General features: G+C 62.7%; 13 protein-coding genes. 5 read left to right on the top strand and 8 right to left on the bottom strand.

The annotated features are described in order from the left end of the window. Positions 1-57 precede the first annotated feature (57 nt). Positions 58-1,209, bottom strand: coding sequence for a class I SAM-dependent methyltransferase (locus tag KW842_RS22950; protein ID WP_218306440.1), 1,152 nt, complete (start codon positions 1,207-1,209; stop codon positions 58-60). 24 nt (positions 1,210-1,233) lie between these two features. Between KW842_RS22950 and KW842_RS22945 the strand changes: the two genes are divergently transcribed. The 4 genes from KW842_RS22945 to KW842_RS22930 are packed head-to-tail and all read left to right on the top strand — an operon-like array spanning position 1,234 to position 3,770. After that, entirely contained in the window at positions 1,234-2,031 is a 798-nt protein-coding gene (locus KW842_RS22945) for an SDR family oxidoreductase (protein ID WP_218306439.1), read from the top strand. A gap of 22 nt (positions 2,032-2,053) precedes the next feature. Next, entirely contained in the window at positions 2,054-2,452 is a 399-nt protein-coding gene (locus KW842_RS22940; RefSeq protein ID WP_218306438.1) for a dihydroneopterin aldolase, read from the top strand. Further along, positions 2,449-3,375 carry a tRNA 2-thiocytidine(32) synthetase TtcA gene (ttcA, locus tag KW842_RS22935; protein ID WP_218306437.1) on the top strand — a complete coding sequence of 309 codons (927 nt, stop codon included), beginning with the start codon at positions 2,449-2,451 and terminating at the stop codon, positions 3,373-3,375. The genes KW842_RS22940 and ttcA overlap by 4 nt, the downstream gene beginning before the upstream one ends. A gap of 59 nt (positions 3,376-3,434) precedes the next feature. After that, the gene (locus tag KW842_RS22930) at positions 3,435-3,770 is read left to right on the top strand and encodes a hypothetical protein (RefSeq protein WP_218306436.1); all 336 of its coding nucleotides are present in this window, start codon (positions 3,435-3,437) and stop codon (positions 3,768-3,770) included. Here the strand turns inward: KW842_RS22930 and KW842_RS22925 are convergent. From KW842_RS22925 to KW842_RS22915, 3 genes are all read right to left on the bottom strand, one after another. Beyond that, positions 3,767-5,536, bottom strand: a complete 1,770-nt coding sequence (locus KW842_RS22925) for a M14 family metallopeptidase (RefSeq protein WP_218306435.1) — start codon at positions 5,534-5,536, stop codon at positions 3,767-3,769. The genes KW842_RS22930 and KW842_RS22925 overlap by 4 nt on opposite strands. Positions 5,537-5,610: 74 nt before the next feature. Next, on the bottom strand, positions 5,611-7,185 hold the full coding sequence (locus tag KW842_RS22920; RefSeq protein WP_218306434.1) for a S41 family peptidase: 1,575 nt from the start codon (positions 7,183-7,185) through the stop codon (positions 5,611-5,613). Positions 7,186-7,227: 42 nt separating this feature from the next. After that, a complete protein-coding gene (locus KW842_RS22915; protein ID WP_218306433.1) occupies positions 7,228-8,151 on the bottom strand; it encodes a LysR family transcriptional regulator in 924 nt (307 codons plus the stop codon). A 103-nt stretch (positions 8,152-8,254) separates the two neighbouring features. On the opposite strand from KW842_RS22915, the gene KW842_RS22910 reads away from it, so the two are divergent. Then, on the top strand, positions 8,255-9,454 hold the full coding sequence (locus tag KW842_RS22910; protein WP_229223854.1) for an MFS transporter: 1,200 nt from the start codon (positions 8,255-8,257) through the stop codon (positions 9,452-9,454). A 15-nt stretch (positions 9,455-9,469) separates the two neighbouring features. Here the strand turns inward: KW842_RS22910 and KW842_RS22905 are convergent, their stop codons facing one another. From KW842_RS22905 to KW842_RS22890, 4 genes are all read right to left on the bottom strand, one after another. After that, the gene (locus tag KW842_RS22905) at positions 9,470-12,151 is read right to left on the bottom strand and encodes a TonB-dependent siderophore receptor (protein ID WP_229223853.1); all 2,682 of its coding nucleotides are present in this window, start codon (positions 12,149-12,151) and stop codon (positions 9,470-9,472) included. A gap of 131 nt (positions 12,152-12,282) precedes the next feature. Then, on the bottom strand, positions 12,283-14,367 hold the full coding sequence (locus tag KW842_RS22900) for a prolyl oligopeptidase family protein (protein ID WP_218306431.1): 2,085 nt from the start codon (positions 14,365-14,367) through the stop codon (positions 12,283-12,285). A gap of 23 nt (positions 14,368-14,390) precedes the next feature. Beyond that, on the bottom strand, positions 14,391-16,748 hold the full coding sequence (locus KW842_RS22895) for an FtsX-like permease family protein (RefSeq protein WP_229223852.1): 2,358 nt from the start codon (positions 16,746-16,748) through the stop codon (positions 14,391-14,393). Positions 16,749-16,967: 219 nt separating this feature from the next. Next, on the bottom strand, positions 16,968-20,549 hold the full coding sequence (locus tag KW842_RS22890) for an indolepyruvate ferredoxin oxidoreductase family protein (protein ID WP_218306430.1): 3,582 nt from the start codon (positions 20,547-20,549) through the stop codon (positions 16,968-16,970). Between the last annotated feature and the right edge of the window lie 69 nt (positions 20,550-20,618).

Raw genomic sequence — 20,618 nt, 5'->3', positions numbered from 1 at the left:
CAACTCAGAGATCAGACACCGATTTGAGTTGCTGCTCTGCCTATTGTGCTGTTTTGTCTACAATCGATGGCTGCGATCCTGCAAGATTATGTTTTCAGGCAACTCTACGCCCTTACCCACCGCCAGCACTTTGAACAACTCGCCCATCTCGGCCGGCGATACCAGCTTTTGCAGCGCGCGCGACTGCGGCAGGTAGGCGGCCGCGTCGGCAAGATCGGTGCGCAGCAGCAGTTCGCCGATGCCGGCGCCCAGCAGGAAGCCGGACTGGTTCAGATAGCCCAGCACCCCGATGCCGGCGTCCTGCGCCGCCAGCGCCATCGCGGTGAAATCGACGTGGGCGGTGATGTCTTGCAAGCCGGGATAATAGAACGGGTCCGGATGCGCATGATGGCGGTAATGGCACATCAGCGTGCCGGTCACGCGCTGCTCGAAATAAAACTCATGCGCCGGGAAGCCATAATCGAACAGGAAGGCGGCGTTGGCCTTGCCTTGGTCCAGCATGCGCGCCAGCGTCGCCATAAAGCCGCACGCCACGCCATGCAGCTCGGTCACATAGCCGGCCGGCAGCAGATCGTGTCCGGGAATCTGGCGCGCGATCTGCGCCAGCAGCTCGGCGCTGGCCGGCACTTCGAGATACTGGAAGCCGCCCTCCCTGACCGTGACCTGCAATTCCTGCCAGCCGTCGGGATGCTTGATGGCCAGCTGGACCGGCATCGCATCCAGCACCTCGTTGCCGAAGATGACGCCGTCAAACGACGCCGGCAGCGCATCCAGCCACGCGACCTGCGGGAAATCGCGCAGCTTTTCCTGCTGCCGGCCGCGCAGCTCGCCGGACAGCTCGACGATGTAATACTTGTCCACCGTGACGCCGGCGGTGGCCAGCTCGGTCAGGATGTCAAACGCCAGCTTGCCGGTGCCGGCGCCGAATTCGAGGATGTTCGGCGCGCTTTGGGGGATAATAGCGGCTGCAACCTGCGCCAGCGCTGCGCCGAACAAGGGCGACAGCTCGGGAGCGGTTGTAAAATCGCCATCTTTGCCAAGTTTGGCGGAGCCGCCGCTGTAATAGCCCAGACCGGGCGCGTACAGCGCCAGCTCCATATAGCGGGCGAAGGAAATAGCGCCTGCGTTGCTTTCGATCTCGGCGGCAATCAGGTGCTGCAAGGCGTGGGACGCGGCCAGCGCGTCGCTAGAAGGTACGGGTAAGGACATCCCGGCATTATATCCAGTTCAAACATGATGACAGCACAGGACAACTCCGCCACGCCTCCGCATGAACCCGCCCGCGTGGCCCTCGTTACCGGCGCCGCACGCCGCATCGGCCGCGCCATCGCGCTCGGCCTGGCGCGCGCCGGCTGGGACGTGGCGGTGCACTACCGCGCCTCGGCCGCCGACGCTGCCGAGGTGGCCAGCGAGATCATCGCGCTGGGCCGCCGCGCCGTCGCGCTGCAATGCGACCTGGCCGATGAAGCAGCAGTGCGCGAGCTGCTGCCGCGCGCCACGGCGGCGCTGGGCCGGGTGCAGTGCGTGGTCAACAACGCCTCCATCTTCGAATACGACAGCGCCACGGACTTCAGCCCTTCCCTGCTGGACGCCCACATGCGCGCCAACGTCGCCGCGCCGGTCCTGCTGGCGCAGGCGCTGCATGCCGCCACGCCGGAAGGCGGCCAGGCCGCCGTCATCAATCTGCTGGACCAGAAGCTGTACAATCTCAATCCTGATTTTTTGTCGTACACCCTGTCCAAGGCTGCGCTGCACACTGCCACCACCATGCTGGCGCAGCAGCTGGCGCCCAGGTTGCGGGTGATCGGCGTAGCGCCGGGCATCACCATGCTGTCCGGCGACCAGACCGAAGCCGGTTTCGCCAACGCGCACCAGCAAACGCCGCTGGGCCGTTCCAGCACCCCTGAAGACATCGCCGACGCCGTGGTGTACGCAGCCTCGGCGCGCGCAATGACCGGCGCCACGCTGCTGGTCGACGGCGGACAGCACCTGGTGCCGCTGCCGCGCGATGTGATGTTTTTGGCTAAATAATTTAATCTCTAGAAGGTAATCCATGCTGTCCGCCCTGATACACCCGCAACTGAACGACTGCCGCCGCCTGTTCCTGCGCAACTACGAAGTCATGATCAACATCGGCGTTTACGAGTTCGAGAAAAAGGGCGAGCAGCGCTTGCTGATCAACGTCGACCTGTACATCCCGCTGGCGCTGTCGTCGCCGACCCATGACCAGCTGGAAGAAGTGGTGGACTACGACTTCATGCGCAACACCATCGCCGCCCGCATGGCGCGCGGCCATGTGCAGTTGCAGGAAACCCTGTGCGACGACATCGTGCGCGCCATGCTGGAACACCCGAGCGTGCGCGCGGCGCGCGTCTCCACCATGAAGCCCGACGTGTATCCGGATTGCGAAGGCGTCGGCGTTGAAGTATTCAAGATCAAGGAAGCAGCATGAACGCAGTTATCGAAGACAAAGACACGCTCAGCGCCAAGGCCGCTGAAAAAATCGCCCACGAAAACAACAAGCTGCACAAGCGCCTGTGCCGCCTGGTCGGCCAGGCCATCGGCGACTTCAATATGATTGAAGACGGCGACAAGGTCATGGTCTGCCTGTCCGGCGGCAAGGACTCGTACGCGCTGCTGGACATCCTGATGACGCTGCGCGAGCGCGCGCCGATCCACTTCGACATCGTGGCCGTCAACCTGGACCAGAAGCAGCCGAACTTCCCGGCCGATATCCTGCCGGCCTACCTGGACAAGCTGGGCATCCCCTACCACATCGAAAACCAGGACACCTACAGCATCGTCAAGCGCCTGATCCCGGAAGGCAAAACCACCTGCTCGCTGTGCTCGCGCCTGCGCCGCGGCATTCTGTACCGCGTGGCCGATGAACTGGGCTGCAACAAGATCGCGCTGGGCCACCACCGCGACGACATCCTCGAAACCTTCTTCCTGAATATGTTCTTCGGCGGGAAAATCAAGGGCATGCCGGCCAAGCTGGTGTCGGACGACGGCAAGCACATGGTGATCCGCCCGCTGGCCTATGTGAAGGAAGAAGACACCGAGCGCTACGCCGAGGTGAAGAACTTCCCGATCATTCCGTGCGACCTGTGCGGCTCGCAGGAAAACCTGCAACGCAAGCAGATCAAGAACATGCTGCGCGACTGGGAGAAAAAACATCCAGGCCGCGTGGAAAACATCTTCTCCTCGCTGTCGACGGTGGTGCCATCGCACCTGATGGACCGCGACCTGTTCGGCTTCAAGGACCTCAAGACCGACGGCATCGCCAACCCGCTGGGCGACATCGCCTTCGACGAAGAGCCATGTTCGACCCCGGCCCCGGTTGCAGGTATCATCTCCCTGCAGCGCGAAGACTGAGCGCTTCCTTTGCCCTCGGCTAGGAAGCAGGACCAATCACCCAGGGTAAAGGAGAAGAGATGAAGATTGAATCGAAAGCGCTGAGCGATGCGCTGCTGGCGAACTTTGCGCCGAAGCAGAATGGCGATGGCGGGGATTTCAGCGCGCTGCTCAAGCATGCTGAAACCAAGCAGTCGGAAGGTGCGGCGGAGCTGGAAAAATATCTGAAGATGACGCCCGCCGAACGCATGACCCAGGCCATGCTGGGCAAGCTGGGCATCACCCAGGCGGAATTCGACGCGATGACGCCGGAACAGCAGGCCGCCATCACCGCCAAGATTACTCAGATGATACGTGAAGAGATGGAGCAGAAGATGGCGCAGCAACCCGGCGCCACCTCCGCCAGCAAGATTTAGTACTGCTGCGCGGTGCGCATCACCGGATACAGGTTGTAACGCTCATCCCACGATGCGTGCCGCTTGGCGAAGAACTCCAGCCGCTTGGCCGGGCTCTTGTTGAACTCCGCGTCGGTATCCAGCTTTTTCTGGAACTCGGCGCGCAGCGCCGGATTGGCTTCCAGCTGGTCGCGCGCCACCTCCTCCGCCACGTAGTCCTCCATATACTCCTTGCGCTCAAAGGCGTTGTTGAATTCGCCCCAGGCCAGCAGGCCATCGGCGCCGCGCGGCTCCAGCATGGTCATCACCAGGCGCGCCTTCGGCTGCGCGATCGGCACAAACAGCGCGCCCTTGGCCACCGCCCTGCGCTCGCGGCTCCAGTCACCTTCCACTGCCAGCGTTTGATGGCCCTCGAAGGACTGCGTACCCAGCTTGGTTTTGCTGGCGCGGAAAGTCTCCACCTCGGCCAGCATCTCGTCCTGCTTGATCACCTTGAAGTCAACACCGTGCTGTTTCAGCTTGGCGCCTACCCACGCAGCCTGCGCCAGCGGCACGATATAGCCGCCCAGCGGCGCCGTCACCTTCAGCTCCGGCACGATCTCGTCACGCAGCGGCACCGTCCACATCTGCGGCTTGCTCTCATCGTAGCGGGTCCACAGGCCGCCGGAGACCTCCGAATGCTCGCGCACATAGGCATAGCCAGGGAACTCGATGGTCTTGGTATTGAAGGTGGTGCGGTAGCTGAGCGGGAAATCGCTGCCGGCCATGGTCAATGCGCGCGCGTCGGCCTCCTTGGTCAGCTTCTGCCATTCCTTGCCATGCTGCGCCACTTGCGACAGCAGCGAGACGATGGTGTTGTAGGTGATCCGCACGCGCGTTGGATAATCCTTCCACGAGTGGGTTTCCACCAGCATCGCAAAGCGGTTACGCAGCAGGAAGTAGCCGGTCGAGAAGCGCGGCGTCGACATGCTGTCGACAAAGCCGGACATCGGATCGTCTTCCTTGGCGAACGAAATGTAGTACGGCTTGGGATCCGAGCCCTTGGCCTTCAGGTCGGCCATGACATTGGTTTGCAGCGCGGCGCCGGCGACTTTCAGCGCTTCGTCGCCGCCGTGCACCGGCTCCACCTGGATCGAAATATCGGGCTGGAACTTGGCGCCGTCGGTGACGTGCAGATCGACATAGGCCAGCGGGTCCCAGGCGTTGACCAGCGCCAGCATGGCTTGCATCTCCGGCGCGTCGGCCTTCACGTAATCGCGGTTCAGATTGTAGTTCTGCGCCGTGGTGCGCCAGCCCATTTCCACCGGGCCGCGCTGGTTCGGGCGGTTGTTCTTGCCGAAGCGCTCATGGCCGTCGACGTTGAACACCGGGACGAACAGCAGCACCTGCTTGTCCAGCGCGCCGGCCGCCGCCTTGCCTTCCAGCGCATCGCGCAGCGCCAGGAAGCCGGCGTCCTTGCCGTCGATCTCGCCGGCATGGATGCCGCCCTGCACCAGCAGCACCGGCACGCCCTTCTTCTTCGCCTGCTCGGCGCTCAGCGCACCGGTGCGGGTGACGGCCAGCGCCAGCATCGGCCGGCCTTCCGGCGTGCGGCCGAATTCAAAGCAGCGCACCTGCTTCGGATAAGCTTTCTGGAACTGGGCGCACAGCGCCACCACTTCGTCGTAGCGGCCGGTGGTCTGGAAACCGGAGCGTTCGGAGATGGTGGTCAGCGGCGCGGAAGCGGGGGCAGCGGAGGCCAGCGAGGTGCTGGCGGCAAAGGCAAGCAGTATGGCGGAACGGATCATGTAGAGAATTCCAGCGATGGTTGATCGACCGATGCCTGTGCCGGCATCGGATACGCTGGAAATTATAGTCCGCTTTACGCGCCAGGAATACGTATCGCTATTTGCTTGCCTTCCGGCCGCACCAGTTCCAGCACGCCACTGGCGGCCGCCCCCGGCTCCGCGCGGTTCCGCTGCACCGTGGCAGGGCAGACGCCGCGCTCTCGGTAGCTCAAGGCGGCAGCCAGCAAGCCTTCCGCCGTGTCGCCCATTTCGCGGGTCAGATCGTCCGCCACCTTGCAGGTTGGCTGGAAGCCATCGGCATAGTCGCCGAAACCCTTGTTGTTGGTGCCGCGTGTCTCAATCGCGAAATAGGTCGTGCCGCAGTTCGGCGCCGGCGTGAAGGCATATGGCTTGCCACAGGTTTCGCCGCCAATCAGCGTCACCTCGACATCAACGCCGCGCAAGCCGTTGATGACGGATTCGCTGGCGGAACAGGTGCCGGCGGTGGTCAATATCGTCACCCGCTTCAGGCCCAGATAGGGCAGCGCCGCGCCACTTTTCAATTTGGACGGCACGAAACCGTAAGCAGTCGAGGAAAACAGCTGCGGCGCGATGGCCTTTTGCTTGTCGTTGTAATGCAGGTTTTCAAAAGTCTTGTCTTGCGTGGCGTCCGGCCCCGCGACCATATACGCCAGTTCTGCGGCCAGACGCACATAGCCGCCGCCGTTGTAGCGCATGTCCAGTATTAAATCGGACACGCGGGCGCTCTGGAACTGGGTAAATGCGTCCGCCAGCTGGCTTTCCGCCACCGCGTTGTGATCATGGAACTGCAAATAGCCGACCGTGCCGCTATCGGTCGCCAGCAGCTTGGCATTTTGGACCGGCATCAGCGCCAGGTTCGCCGATGTCAGCGACACCGGCAGCGATAGCCCATTCCGCGACAGCACGAATTTATGCACTTTGCCGGCGGTCTTGGGTGTCAGGCCGGCATTGAGCACCTCAACGCCCGCCGTGCTGTTCGCCTGCATGCTGACGCCATCCACCGACTCCAGCCTGTCGCCGCGGCGCAGTCCTGCCACATCCGCTGGCGAGCCAGGCTCCACCATCGACACCAGCCAGACGCGCGGCAGCACGCCGCTAGCACTGCGCGACCAGGTCACACCATAGGTCAGTTCAATGCCCTGGCTGCTCATCGCATACCAGACATCGCTCGGATAGCTGAAATGGAAGCGGTCCTTGGCGCGGCCCGATGCCGTGATGGCGGGCGTTTTCAGTACCGCGAAGTAGTCGAGCGGCGTCTTGTAATCCGCCATGTTCAGATTCTTGGGGATCTCGTCGTACCAAAGGTAGCTATCATCAATATACGAACGCATCCAGCGCAACTCATCGTTGAGCGTGCCCTGGAAGTCCAGATAAGGCAGGCCGTTGGGCTGCAAGCCTGTGCGCGGATGCTCGCAGCGGCCATACAAGGTGAACCAGTCTGGCTTGGTGGGCTCGGTCACAGGCGGCGTGACGGGCGGTGTGACCGGCGGCTCGGTTGGCGGCGTCACCGGTGGCGTCACTGGCGGCGTGGTCACCGGTGGCGTTACCGCAGGCGGGGACGAGCCTCCACCGCAGGAGGCCAGCAGCAAGGGCAAAACAACACACAGGGAACGCAGCTTCAGTTTCATCGACAACTCAGTTCGGGCCAGGGATGCAAATTATAGACCTTATCAAGCCTGCAAGTCAGCATCCTGGCGCAGCAACTCGCCCAGCCATTCCGCAAACACCCGCAGGCGCGGCGATGACATGCGGCCTTGCGGGTACAGCAAGGACAGCGGCATCGGCGTCGGCGGCGTGGCGGCCAGCACTTCCACCAGCGCGCCGCTGGCCAGGTGCGAGCGCACCTGGTAGCGCGCCAGCTGTGCCAGTCCCATGCCCTGCAACGCACAACTGGCACTGGCCTCGGCGTCGTTGACGGCGATGGCGCTGCGGATCTCGGTGGTGACCTCGCTGCCATCGACCATAAAATCCCAGTCGAACGGCCGGCCGGTACGGCCTGAAAAGTGCGACACGCAGCGATGCGCGCGCAAATCAGTCCATATCTGCGGCACGCCGTGCTGCTTCAGATAGTCCGGCGCGGCGCAGGTGACAAAGCGCATGCTGCCCAGCGGCCGGCCGATCATCGCCGAATCCTGCAAGGCGCCGACGCGCAGCGCGCAATCGGCGCCCTCCTCGGTCAGGTCGCGCACCCGGTCGCTCAGGCTGATCACCAGTTCGATATCCGGATAACTGCGGCAGAAGGCGGCGATATGCGGCAGCACCACATTCCGGCCGAAGGTGCCGGGCAGCTCGATGCGCAGCTTGCCGCGCGGCTGAGCCGCACCTTGACCGCCCCGCTGGTCGCGATAGGTGCTCTCGGCATCTTCCACCGCCTGGAGGATCTGCTGGCACTTGCGGTAATAGTCGGCACCGTCCGGCGTCAGCGACAGGCGGCGCGTGGTCCGCTGCAGCAGCTGGGTGCCGAGAAAGGCTTCAAGCTTCTTGATGGTGGCCGTCAGCGCGGCGCGCGGCAGGTCCAGCGTTTCGGCGGCCTTGGTGAAGCTGTTGGCCTCGACGATGCGCACAAACGTCTGCATGGCTTTGAGTCTGTCCATGATTGTTCACATAATGTGAAAAGTATAGGGGCATTATGCCCTAATTATCTTTGCCTGGCTTTTGCCTACAATCTGCTCATCATCTTCTTACTGGAGTAGCACCATGAGCAATAAAGACATAAGTTCCGGCATGGTCACCCTGCTGGCCACCGCCACCGGCCTGATCGTCGCCAGCCTGTATTACGCACAAACCCTGGTCGGCCCGATCAGCGCCGCCACCGGCTTGTCGCCCGAAGCGGCCGGGCTGATCGTCACGCTGACGCAAATTGGCTACACCCTCGGCCTACTGTTCATCGTGCCGCTGGGCGACCTGCTGGAAAACCGCCGCCTGATCTTCACCGGCCTGCTGTTCACCTCCGCCATGCTGGTGCTGGCCGCCGTCAGCAGCAGCGCGTGGATGTTCCTGACCGCTGCACTGGGCATCGGCCTGGGTTCGGTGGCGGCGCAGATCATCGTGCCGTTTGCCGCCCACCTGTCGCGGGAAGCGACGCGCGGCGTCACGGTCGGCAAAGTGGTCAGCGGCCTGCTGCTGGGGATTATGCTGTCGCGCCCCGCCGCCAGCCTGATCGCCGACGCCACCAGCTGGCATGTGGTATTCGGCGGCGCCGCCGTGCTGGTGCTGGCGGTAGCGTTTGTGCTGCGCGCCAAACTGCCGCTGCGTATGCCCAACCATCACATCAGCTATCCAAAACTGATGGGCTCCTTGTGGCACTTGTTCCTGCAAACGCCGGTGCTGCGCCGCCGCGCCGCCTATCACGCCGGCCTGTTTGGTTCGTTCAGCCTGTTCTGGACGGTGACGCCGCTGATGCTGTCCGGTCCCGAGTTCCACCTGTCGCAAACCGGCATCGCCATCTTTGCGCTGGTCGGCATGGCTGGCGCGATCGCCTCGCCGATCGCCGGCAAGCTGGCCGACCAAGGCCACACGCTGATGGCGACCGCCGCCGCGCTGGTACTGGGTGTGCTGGGATTTGCGTTGCCGATGATCGTGCCAGGTTCGCGCGATGTGGCGCTGGCCGTGCTGGTGGTGGCGTCGATTGTGCTGGATATGGGTGTGGCGGCGAATCTGGTGCTGGGCCAGCGCGCCATCTTTTCGCTCGGTGCGGAAGTGCGCAGCCGCCTGAATGGCGTGTACTTCGCGCTGTTCTTCGCCGGTGGCGCGCTGGGTTCGGCGCTGGGTGGCTGGATGTACGCCACCCACGGCTGGCACGGCGCGCTGCTGACCGGCATGGCCTTCAACGCCGCCGCGCTGCTGTACTGGGTGACCGAGTATCTCGGCCACGCCAGCCAGCAAAAGGCCGCTTAAGACAGCTAAGGCAGCTTAGCCGCCGAAGTGGTAGTTCAGCTCGACCCAGGCCTGGCGGCCGACCGGGCTATAGGTTCCGACCGGGTAGTAAGGCCAGCCATCGCTGGTATCCGCCTTGACCTTGTTAAACAGGTTATTGACCGCCACCGACAAGGTGGCGCGTTCATTCAGGCGATACACCACGCTGCCGTTGACCAGGGTGGTCGGGGTCAGGAAGGCCGTGCCGGCGCCGTTAGGCACTTTGCCGTAACGCTGCAGGAACAGCGTGTTGGTCCACTTGCCGTAGTTCCAGCTCAGGCTGGCATTGAGCTTGTCGCGCCAGTCGTAGACGTTCAGGTCTTCCACCTCGTCGATCAACTCGTCGCCGGCGAACTGGCGCGAGTGCTTGTTCAGCGTCTTCGAGTAATTGCCACGCACGGTGAAGGTGCCGTAGTCCTTGCTGCGGAAAGCATACTTGGCGGCGAGGTCGATGCCGTCCACGCTGGTCGACGCGGCGTTGATCGGATTGACCAGGATCTGCTTGATCTCGCCCGGACGGTACAGCGCATTGTCCGCATAGCGGACGATGCGCGAAATCGCATCGGCGCAGGTCGGCGAAGCCAGGTCGCCAGCCAGTCGGCAGGCGGCTTCGTCGCGCAGCAGCTTGTTCTCGTTCAGATTGGTCACCAGATCGCTGATCTTGATGTTCCAGTAATCGAGCGATACGTCGAAGTCCGCGCTCGGCGACCAGACGATGCCCAGACCGGTGGACCGGCCCTGTTCCGAACGCAAGTCCTTGCTACCGGTCTGCACATAGTCCGCGCCCGGCGAGTAGTTGGCGAACTCGCAGCCGGCGATCGGCTGGCCGGACTTGGCGCAACGATAGTAATCGGTAGTGGCGGAGTAGTAGCCAGTACCGCGCGCCTTGTAGATGTAGTTCATGTCCGGCGCGCGGAAGCTGGTGCCGTAGGTACCGCGTAGCAGCAACTGCTTGACCGGACGCCACTCGATGCCGCCGTTGTAAGTGAACTTGCCATCTTCGCGGCCGGCGAAGCTGTAGCGGTCATAACGGCCAGCCAGCGTTGCATCCACGGTCTTGATCACCGGGATGTTGAACTCGGCGCCCACCGCATAGCGCTTGCGGGTGCCGGCAGTGACGTCCGCGCCGGTGGCGATATTGAAATAGCCTTCGTTGATGCGCGCATCCGGGCGATTCGAGAAGCCCTGCTTGCCGTACTCCAGCACGGTCGCCATCTTGACCGGGCCGGCCGGCAGATCGAACGCTTCGCCGCTGGCGCTCAGGCTGACGGTATTGGTCCACGATTTATCGTCGCTGATCGACGCGCCGCTGATGCTGGCGAATTGCTCCGGCGTCAGGCGCGTAGTCAGGCGCGCCTGATCGGGCGCGTAGATCGCGACGCCGTTGGCATCCACGCCCAGTTGCTGGCCGAGGAAGAAGCTGTCGGCATTGGCCAGAACGCGCGGGCGATGGTCCTGGCTCTTGTACAGCGAGGCGGTGTAGCCTGCTTCATAGCTCCAGGTGGTACCGGGAATCAGGCCCTTGGCGCCGAACGACAGCGAACTGGCCTGGTCATCCCAGTAACGGTTGTAGCGGCCTACACCCCCCATCTCTTCCGGCGAAATATACCGGTTCCACGTCTCGTAGGAGCCGGTGTTCTGGTTCAGGAAATAGCTATCCGACAGCTGGCGCGAAGTCCACGACGGGCCGCGCGTATTGTTGATGCTGCGGTTCTGGCCAAACAACGCTTCCGCATACAGCGTGGTGTTCGGCGACAGCTCGTAATTCAAGCTGCCGAAGGCGTTCTGGCTGCTGTTCTTGGTCATCGTGGTCCAGTAAGTCGGACCGACTTTCGGGCTGGCGCAGTAAGGGCCGGTTTTCGACACATAGTTGACCGCGCTGCCGCCAAACATATCGCTGTTGTTGGCGCAAGCGCTGCCCAGGTCGACGTACTTGCCGGTGCTGACGTTCTTGCGGCCCATGATGGAGGTCGGTGCGACGTCGGTCTTGGCGGCCATGAAGTCGCGGTCCGCGCTCCACAGCGGGTTACGCTCCGACAGCTCAAGGCTGAACAGCGTATTCAGCTTGTCCCAGGACTTGCCGCCAGTGAGCTGCAAACGCTTGTCGGCCGCGCCACCGCGCGACGTGCCGCCAGCCTTGACGTTCACGTCGAAGCCTTGGTACTGTTTTTTCAGGATGATGTTGACCACGCCAGCCACCGCGTCCGAGCCATAGATGGCCGATGCGCCACCGCTCAGGATCTCGATGCGCTCCACCACGCTCGACGGAATATTCGCCAGATTGGTGAAGTTGACCGTACCGTCATAGGCGGTCGGGAAGTCGGCCATGCGGCGGCCGTTCAGCAGGACCAGTGTGTGATTAGGCCCCAGGCCACGCAAGCTGATGGCGTTGGCCGATGGGGTAAAGGTGTTGCCGTAGTCGGCGCCCTGGGTGAAGCCGCTGTTCTGGGTTTGATTGCTCAGCGCGTCGAAGACGTTGCGGTAGCCCTGCTTCTCGATGTCGGCAGCGGTCAGCACAGTCACGGCCGAAGGGCCTTCGGTGCCCGCGCGCGCAATGCGCGAACCGGTAATGACAACGGCCTGCGGAGCGCTCGCCGCCACGGTATCCTGTGCCTGCGCCAGGGTATGGCCGGCAACACCGGCGAGCAGCGCGATAGCGCCAGCCGCCAGTGGATTCAAATGACACTTTGTTTGCATTGTAAATATTTCACAAATGAAAAGGCGACACCTTAACAATTGTGGGCCGTTTATTGAACGACCTTTTTGTTACATGCTTATGCGAAATACGAATAAAGTAGTTTCATGCCGGGCTATTTGAGCTGCTTCAGCAGGAAACTATAGGTGGCCGCCCACCACTGCACCTCCTGCTCGATCGACGCCGCGACGGAGTGGCCGCCCTCGGTATTTTCCCAGTACAGCACATCATGGCCCTGCTCTTCCATCCTCGCCGCCATTTTGCGGGCATGGCCCGGATGCACCCGGTCGTCGCTGGTGGAGGTGGTAAACAGCACGCGCGGATAGTGCCGATCCTTCAGCACGTTCTGATACGGAGAATACTTGCTGAGATAAGCCCACTGCGCCGGATCATCCGGATCGCCATATTCCGCCATCCACGACGGCCCGGCCAGCAGCTTGGTGAAGCGCTGCATGTCCAGCAGCGGCGCGCCGCAGATCACTGCATTAAACAAATCCGGACGCTGCGTGAAGGCGACGCCGACCAGCAGGCCGCCATTGCTGCGGCCGGAAATCCCCAGGTGGCGTGGACTGGTTATCTTGCGCTGGATGAGATCCTCAGCCACCGCCAGAAAATCATCATAGGCGCGCTGGCGGTTCTGTTTTACCGCCGCCTGATGCCAGGACGGCCCGAACTCCCCGCCACCACGAATATTGGCCAGCACATAGACGCCGCCATGTTTGAGCCAGGCGTCGCCCATCGGGCCGAGATAGTGCGGCTTCATCGGTATCTGGAAGCCACCGTAGCCGTTCAGCAGCGTCGGGTTGCCGCCGTCGAGCCGTGCCTGTTTGCTCATGACCACAAAATACGGCACTTGCGTGCCATCCTTCGAAGCGGCGTGGAATTGCTGCACCTTGTATGCCGACGCGTCGAAGTAAGCCGGCATCGCTTTCAGCAGCGTGCGCTGGTCGTTGCCGATGCGCCCCAGGTAGGTGGTAGTGGGGTTGAGGAAATCCGTGACCTTCAGAATATAGTCATCCGAAGCCAGCGGATCGAGTGCGCTCGCCTCCAACTGGCCAAACGCCGGTGCATCGACTTTCCTCTGCCGCCATTGCTGCCCCACGCGGCGCACTTCCACCAGGCGGTTCCTGACGTTGTCCAGAATATTCAGCAGCAGCGCGCCACGCGTGACCGTCACGCCATCCAGCGAACTGGCCGGCGTGGGTGTAAACAGCACCGCCAACTGGCGCTCACCGCCCACCAAGCGGCGCAAGTCGGTTGCCAGCAACGCGCCTTGTGGATAGCGCTTGCCGTTCACGTCCCAGTCGGAGTTGAGCTGAATGGCAAGCTGACCGCCCAGCACAAAGGTCTGTGCATCATCGGGAACCGGCAGCTTGCGCAGCGTGCCGTGGTCGCGCCAGAACAATTCGCTGCGGTAGAAGTTAATGGTGCGGGTGACGAACTGCAAGCCCTCTCCCGCCGTCAATTGATGGTGTGCCGAAATGCGCATATCGTCGGCTGCTCCCTCGTACAGCGTGCGCGCTTCAGCCAGCGGCGTGCCGCGCTTCCATTCCTTGACCACACGCGCATAGCCGGATGCGGTCAGCGTGCCGGCGCCGAAATCGGTGCCGACCAGCAGCGTGTTCTGATCGATCCACGACACTTCGCTTTTCGCCTCGGGCAGCCTGAAGCCGTCCTCGATGAAGCGGCGTGCGACTGTGTCGAATTCGCGCACCACATGCGCATCGCCACCGCCGCGCGATAGCAGGATCAGGCAGCGCCGCGCCTGTGGATACAGGCATTGCGCGTCGTGCCACACCCATTTTTCATTTTCCCGCGCCGCCAGCTGGTCCACATCGATAATGGTTTCCCATGCCGGCTGCTGACGCTGGTACTGCTGCATCGTCGTACGCCGCCACACGCCGCGCTGGTGCTCGGCGTCAATCAGGAAGTTATACAGGAAGCGGCCATGCTGCGTCACCTCCGGCAAGCGCACGCTGGTGTTCAGCGCGGTGCGCACGCTATGCAGAATCTCCTCATATTCCGGTGTGGATTGCAGCTCGCGCAGCGCCGTGGTGTTCTGTCCGGCCACCCACTGCATTTGCCGCTCGCCGCGTACCTCTTCCAGCCATTGATACGGATCGCTATCCTGCGCGCTGGCCAGACGCGGCAAGGCGAGCGCCAGCAACGCCATGCTGGCGATTTTTTGATACAGGTTCATGCACTCTTCTCCAGGGTAAAAAACTAGTCGCGCAGCATCCGGGCGGGCGAGAGGCGCAAGGCGCCGAGTGTGTGGTGCGCGATGGCCAGCACCGCCATCGCCATGCCTAGCGCCAGCGCGGCGAGCAGCGGCCAGGCGCTCATCGGCGCGCGCTCTGCATGGCTGGCCAGATAATGCTGTATCGCCAGCCACGCCGGCGGCAATCCCAGCAAGGCGCTGATCGCAAACAGCGCGCCAAACTCACGCGCCATCATCAATGCAATATCGAGGCGGCTGGCGCCATGCAGCTTGCGCATCACGATCTCGCGCTGGCGTCGCTGCACGCTGTACGCCGACAGCACAAAAATGCCGAAGCCGGACAAGGCCAGCGCGATGGCGCTGCTGGCGGCGAGGATGCGCATCAGTCTGCGGTCGCCCAGCAAGCGCTCAGCCAGCACCATTTGCTGCGTTCTCAGGTCGAGAATGTCGTTCGGGTAGTGGCGCCGCCACAGCGGCGCGATATTGTCATGCGCGGCTTGCAGTTGATCGTCGGTGCGGATCACCAGCACTGACGCGTGACGCACGAAATAGACGATGGCGCGCGACGGTTTGCGCAGTTCCTGGAAGCGCACTTCCGGCGCGATGCCGATGATGCGGTAGTCCGTCGACAGCATCTTGCCGACGGCTTCCTGCGGCGTGGCGTAGCCCAGCGCCAGTGCGCCGGCTGCATTCACCATCGCCCGGCCGGAGGTCTGATCATCATTAGCGTCATGGCGCGTGTTGAAAGCCTCGCCGAATGCGGCGTGCAAGTGGTGCAGTTCAAACCACTCCGGACCGACAAACTTGGCCTCCATCGGAACATCGCTGCCGTCCTTAGCTTTCAGCCGGTGGATACTCTTGGCGCCATCACGGCCAACCGCTTCGGAAATCGACGTCAGGCCCTGCACGCGCGGCAGCCGCCGCAGCTGTTCCACGAACGCGGCGTCATTGCTCTTGCCGCCCGCGTAGGATGGCAGGTTCAACACCAGCAGCCCGGCCGGATCAAATCCTGGCGAGGCATGACTCAGGAAATAGGTTTGCCAGCTGACCGCCAGCGTGGTCGCGCTGAGCGCCAAAGCGCTGGCGAACTGCACCACGGTGAGCACGCGCCGGCCACGCAAGCCCGCTGCCGTTTCGGCATCGCCACGCCCCGCCAGCGCAGGTCCAGGCAATGCATGGTGCGCCAGCCACGCCGGATAAGCGCCGGCACACAGGCCGATGGCAACGCTGAACCCCAGGGCCAGCGCGCATGCGAACGGCGTAAAGATGCCTTCCAGCGGACGATCAACCAGACCAGCAAACACCGGCAGCAGCAGCCACGCCAGCACCAGGCCCGAGCCGGCCGCCAGCACAGTGGTCAGCACCGCTTCGCACAAAAATTGACGCGTCAGCCGCCAGGCGCTCGCACCCAGCAATTTGCGAATGCCGATCTCGCGCTGGCGCCGCAAGGTGCGCACCGTGGCCAGATTGACGTAGTTGATCGTGGCCAGCAGCAGGATGAATAGCCCACCGGCCGCCAGAGCGTAGATACTGCTGCGCTGAGCATACTGGTCAGCGGTTTGGCTGCGCGCCAGATCGGCGTCGAAATAAACGTCGCGCAGCGGCAGCAGGCGCAGGTCCGAAACGTTGCCGCCACTCGGGATGCTCGCCGTAGTGGAACGCATTTGCTGGCTCAGCGGTGCCTTCTCGCTGGCCTGCTGCAGCAGCGCAGTCAGTGCGGATATCGAGGCTCCCGGCTTGAGCTTCAAGTAGACACCGCCGCGATCCCACTGCCGCATCGCCGCTTCGCTGCCACGCCAAGCGCTGCCGCCAGCGCCAGCCAGCGCCTCGTAACGCGGCGAGCTATTCGGCGCTGGATCGCGCAGCAAGGCGCGCACCTGCAATACGCTGCCGGCGACATCCACCGTCCGTCCGAGTATCGATGCCGATGACGCGCCGAATAATTTGCGCGCAGCGGTGACCGTCAATGCCAGACCATCCGGCTGGGTCAACGCGGCGTGCAGCTCGCCCTCCAGTGTGACCACCGCGAACATCGACTGGAAATCCGCATCGACCAGTTGCAAGTTCAGCGCATGCAGCGCGTCGCCTGTACGCAGCGGCATATCCAGCGCCTTGACGATTGTGGATGCCTCCACCATACCGCTTGCCCGCGCCACGTCGCGCAGCGGCAGGAAGGCCATCAGTTGCCATTCCGCACGAGGAAAAACATTGATGCGCTGCTTGATCACCACCACCCGATGGTTATCCGGAACGCTGCCGTTATAGTTCAGGCAGAACTGCACAAAGCCGAATAGCAGGAAGCAGCTGGCAAATCCAATCGCCAGCCCGCCGATGATGACCAGCGAATAGAGGGGTCGCTGCAAAAGCAGCCGCCAGCCTATTCGAAAATCACGCAGCATCATCTTTCCCATCACTATTTCACCCATTCCACCTTTACAGCAAAAGCCATGCCATCGTCCGAACCGCTGCACAGGCGGCGCGGCGCGCGCGTAACGTTCACATCCGAACACTAGCACTGTTCAAAAATGGACAGACAAAAAAACGGCCCCGAAGGGCCGTTAAGGTACAACTATGGAACTGGATCAGGCGGCGTGTGTCGCCACGCTGGCCTCTGCAACAATGAGCGGTGCTGGCTTGTCAAACTCGGCCAGCAGGCGGCTTTCCTTCTGCTTGGCGGCCAGCAGGTGGCGCTCCTTGACGTGGCCATAACCGCGTATGTCTTCCGGAATGCTGGCAATGGCCACCGCCTGCGCCAGATTCTCTGCCTTCAATTTAGGCAGCAGTGCAGACACAGTGTCACGGTACTCGGTGATCAGCGCGCGCTCCATCTTGCGTTCCACCGTGCGGCCGAAAGGATCCAGCGCCGTGCCGCGCAGTCCTTTGAACTTGGCCAGCACGCCGAAGGCCTTCATCATCCATGGGCCATATTCTTTCTTGACCAGATGGCCTTGGGCGTCAGTCTTGGCGAAGATCGGCGGCGCCAGGTGGAATTTCAGTTTGATGTCGCCATCGAACATGCCTGCCACCTTTTGCTGGAAGGCGCCGTCGGTGTACAGGCGGGCGACTTCGTACTCGTCCTTGTAAGCCATCAGCTTGTAGTAGTAGCGCGCCACGGCTTCGCTCAGGCGGGTGCTCTTGCCCAGCTTGGCCTCTTCACCACGGACCTGATCGACAAACGATTTATACTGTTTCGCATAATCGCTGTTCTGATAGGCCGTCAGCAGCTCTACCCGTTTGGCGATAATGTCGTCCAGCGTCTGGATACGTTTGAACTCGATCACCTTGGCCGGCGTGGTGAGCTTGGTGACCGACGCCAGGTCGTGCGCAGCGGTGCGCCCCCAGTGGAAGGCGGCCTTGTTGAAGCCCACCGACACGCCATTCAGCTCAATCGCCTTGATCAGCGCGGCTTCGCTCAGCGGCACACGGCCTTTCTGGAAGGCGTAGCCGAGCATGAACATATTGGTGGCGATGGAGTCGCCCATCAGCGCGGTGGCGATCTGGCCGGCATCGACGAAATCAACGTTATCGTTGCCGCAGGCGCGGATGATTTCGCCGCGCGAGCCGGCGTCCGGGAATTGCCAGTCCGGGTTCTTCACAAACGCTGCCGTCGAGGAGCCGGTCGAATTGATCATCGCGTGTGTGCGGCCCTCGCCCATGCGCGACAAGGCGTCGCGCGCAGCGGTGACGATCAGGTCGCAGCCGATCACCAGATCGGCGCTGCCAGTGCCCACCCGGGTCGAGTGCAGATCGCTCTGATGATCCGCCAGGCGCACGTGCGACATCACCGGACCGCCCTTCTGCGCCAGGCCGCTCATGTCCAGCACGATGGCGCCCTTGTTCTCGACGTGCGCGGCCATGGCCAGGATCTGGCCCACCGTCACCACGCCGGTGCCGCCAATACCGGTGATCAGGATGCCGAACGGCGTCTCGGTCGATGGCAGCACAGGCATCGGCAACACGGCTTGCGGTGCTTCGCCGGTGGCGGCTTTCTTCGGTTTCTTCAGCGCGCCGCCTTCCACCGTCACAAAGCTTGGGCAGAAACCGGTGGTGCAAGAGAAGTCCTTGTTGCACGACGATTGGTTGATCTGGCGTTTGCGGCCCAGGTCCGTCTCCAGCGGTTCCACCGACAGACAGTTGGACTGCACCGAGCAATCGCCGCAGCCTTCGCAGACGGCTTCGTTGATCACCGCGCGCTTGGCTGGATCTGGGTATTCATTGCGTTTGCGGCGGCGGCGCTTTTCGGACGCGCAGGTCTGGTCGTAAATCATCGCCGACACGCCAGGCTTGTCGCGCAGTTCGCGCTGCACGTCCATCAACTCGCTGCGATGGCGCACGGTGACGCCGGGCGCCCAGTTGTAATCGGATGGATATTTTTCCGGCTCGTCGGTCACCACAATAATCGGCGTCACGCCTTCCGCCGCGATCTGGCGCGAGATCATGCCGGGATCAAGCGGACCGTCGAACTGCTGGCCGCCGGTCATGGCGACAGCATCGTTAAACAGAATCTTGTAGGTGATATTGACCTTGGCCGCGACCGCCGCGCGTATCGCCAGTATCCCCGAGTGGAAGTAGGTGCCGTCGCCGAGATTGGTGAACACATGCTTCTCGTTGGTGAATGGCGCCTGTCCCACCCAAGTCACGCCTTCCGCGCCCATATGGGTGAAGGTCGATGTCTCGCGGTCCATCCACAGCACCATGTAGTGGCAGCCAATGCCCGCCAGCGCGCGCGAGCCTTCCGGCACTTTGGTCGAGGAGTTATGCGGGCAGCCGGAGCAGAAGAACGGCGTGCGGTCAGTTTGCGGATTGGCCTTGGTCGGCAGCGTTTTCAGCGCCAGCTCTTTCGCTTCCAGATACGCCACGCGTTCCTGCACGCGCTTGGCCACCGGATGGCCGGCGCAGTAGTGGGCGATACGCGAGGCGATGGCGCGCGCGATCTGCGCCGGATTCAGTTCGTAGGTTGCCGGCAGCAGCCAGTCGCCGTGGCCGGTCTTGCCCTTGTTGCTCCACTCGCCGGTGTCGTCGAACTTGCCGACCACGCGTGGACGCTCGCCGTCCGGCAGGTTGTACAGCTCTTCCTTCAGCGCGTATTCGAGGATCTGGCGCTTCTCTTCCACCACCAGGATCTCGTCCAGGCCCTTGGCGAATTCGTGCACGCCGTCCGCTTCCAGCGGCCAGGTCATACCTATTTTGTACAGGCGGATGCCGATGTCGGCGGCGGCCTGCTCGTCGATGCCCAGGTCGGCCAGTGCCTGGCGCGTGTCCAGATACGATTTGCCGGCGGTGATGATGCCGATCTTCGGCTTCGGCGAATCCCAGATGATCTTGTTCAGCTTATTGGCGCGGCAGTACGCCAGCGCAGCGTACCACTTGTAGCTGTTCATGCGGACTTCCATATCCAGCACGGTGTCCGGCCAGCGGATATTCAGGCCGCCTTCAGGCAGCTCGAAATCGGTCGGCAGTGCGATCTGCACGCGGTCCGGATCGAAGTCCACCACGGCGCCTGATTCGATGATGTCGGTGACGCATTTCATCGATACCCACAGGCCGGTGTAGCGGCTCATCGCCCACGCATGCAGGCCGTAGTCGATGTACTCCTGCACCGAGGCTGGATACAGCACCGGAATGCCGCAGGCGTTGAGGATGTGGTCCGACTGGTGCGCGGTCGAAGACGACTTGGCCGCATGGTCATCGCCAGCCAAGACCAGCACGCCGCCATGCTTGGCCGAGCCGGCATTATTGGCGTGCTTGAACACATCGCCGCAGCGGTCCACGCCAGGGCCTTTGCCGTACCACATGGAGAACACGCCGTCGTACTTGGCGTCTTTGAACAGATTGGTTTGCTGGGTGCCCCAGACAGCGGTCGCCGCCAGGTCTTCGTTCATCCCAGGATGGAATTTGACGTGATGTTCGTCGAGGTACTTCTTGGCTTTCATCGCCGTCATGTCGACGCTGGTGACGGGCGAGCCGCGGTAGCCGGTGATATAGCCTGCGGTGTTGAGTCCTGCCTTGAGATCGCGCTCGCGCTGCATCATTGGCAGGCGTATCAGCGCTTGTGTGCCGGTCATGAAAGCGCGACCGCGCTCCAGTGTCCACTTATCGTCCAACGTAATCTCGGCCGCATCGACGGACGGATTCAATAGCAAACCCTTTTGAGGTGCATTCATTGTTTTGTCTCCAAATTTTAGGTACACGCGCGGCAGTGCCGGGTAGGCTCTGCCGCGTGGCGCCGGTGC

It is taken from the genome of Duganella sp. sic0402, assembly GCF_019219065.1.
Classification (GTDB): domain Bacteria; phylum Pseudomonadota; class Gammaproteobacteria; order Burkholderiales; family Burkholderiaceae_D; genus Rugamonas.
Note: the sequence above shows the minus strand (reverse complement) of the source record. Positions and strands in the feature narration are given on the sequence as shown.

Excerpts from the sequence above, each read along its gene's own strand:
- KW842_RS22950 (WP_218306440.1), bottom strand. The coding sequence starts at position 1,209 with ATGTCCTTACCCGTACCTTCTAGCGACGCGCTGGCCGCGTCCCACGCC.
- KW842_RS22945 (WP_218306439.1), top strand. The coding sequence starts at position 1,234 with ATGATGACAGCACAGGACAACTCCGCCACGCCTCCGCATGAACCCGCC.
- KW842_RS22940 (WP_218306438.1), top strand. The coding sequence starts at position 2,054 with ATGCTGTCCGCCCTGATACACCCGCAACTGAACGACTGCCGCCGCCTG.
- ttcA (WP_218306437.1), top strand. The coding sequence starts at position 2,449 with ATGAACGCAGTTATCGAAGACAAAGACACGCTCAGCGCCAAGGCCGCT.
- KW842_RS22930 (WP_218306436.1), top strand. The coding sequence starts at position 3,435 with ATGAAGATTGAATCGAAAGCGCTGAGCGATGCGCTGCTGGCGAACTTT.
- KW842_RS22925 (WP_218306435.1), bottom strand. The coding sequence starts at position 5,536 with ATGATCCGTTCCGCCATACTGCTTGCCTTTGCCGCCAGCACCTCGCTG.
- KW842_RS22920 (WP_218306434.1), bottom strand. The coding sequence starts at position 7,185 with ATGAAACTGAAGCTGCGTTCCCTGTGTGTTGTTTTGCCCTTGCTGCTG.
- KW842_RS22915 (WP_218306433.1), bottom strand. The coding sequence starts at position 8,151 with ATGGACAGACTCAAAGCCATGCAGACGTTTGTGCGCATCGTCGAGGCC.
- KW842_RS22910 (WP_229223854.1), top strand. The coding sequence starts at position 8,255 with ATGAGCAATAAAGACATAAGTTCCGGCATGGTCACCCTGCTGGCCACC.
- KW842_RS22900 (WP_218306431.1), bottom strand. The coding sequence starts at position 14,367 with ATGAACCTGTATCAAAAAATCGCCAGCATGGCGTTGCTGGCGCTCGCC.
- KW842_RS22890 (WP_218306430.1), bottom strand. The coding sequence starts at position 20,549 with ATGAATGCACCTCAAAAGGGTTTGCTATTGAATCCGTCCGTCGATGCG.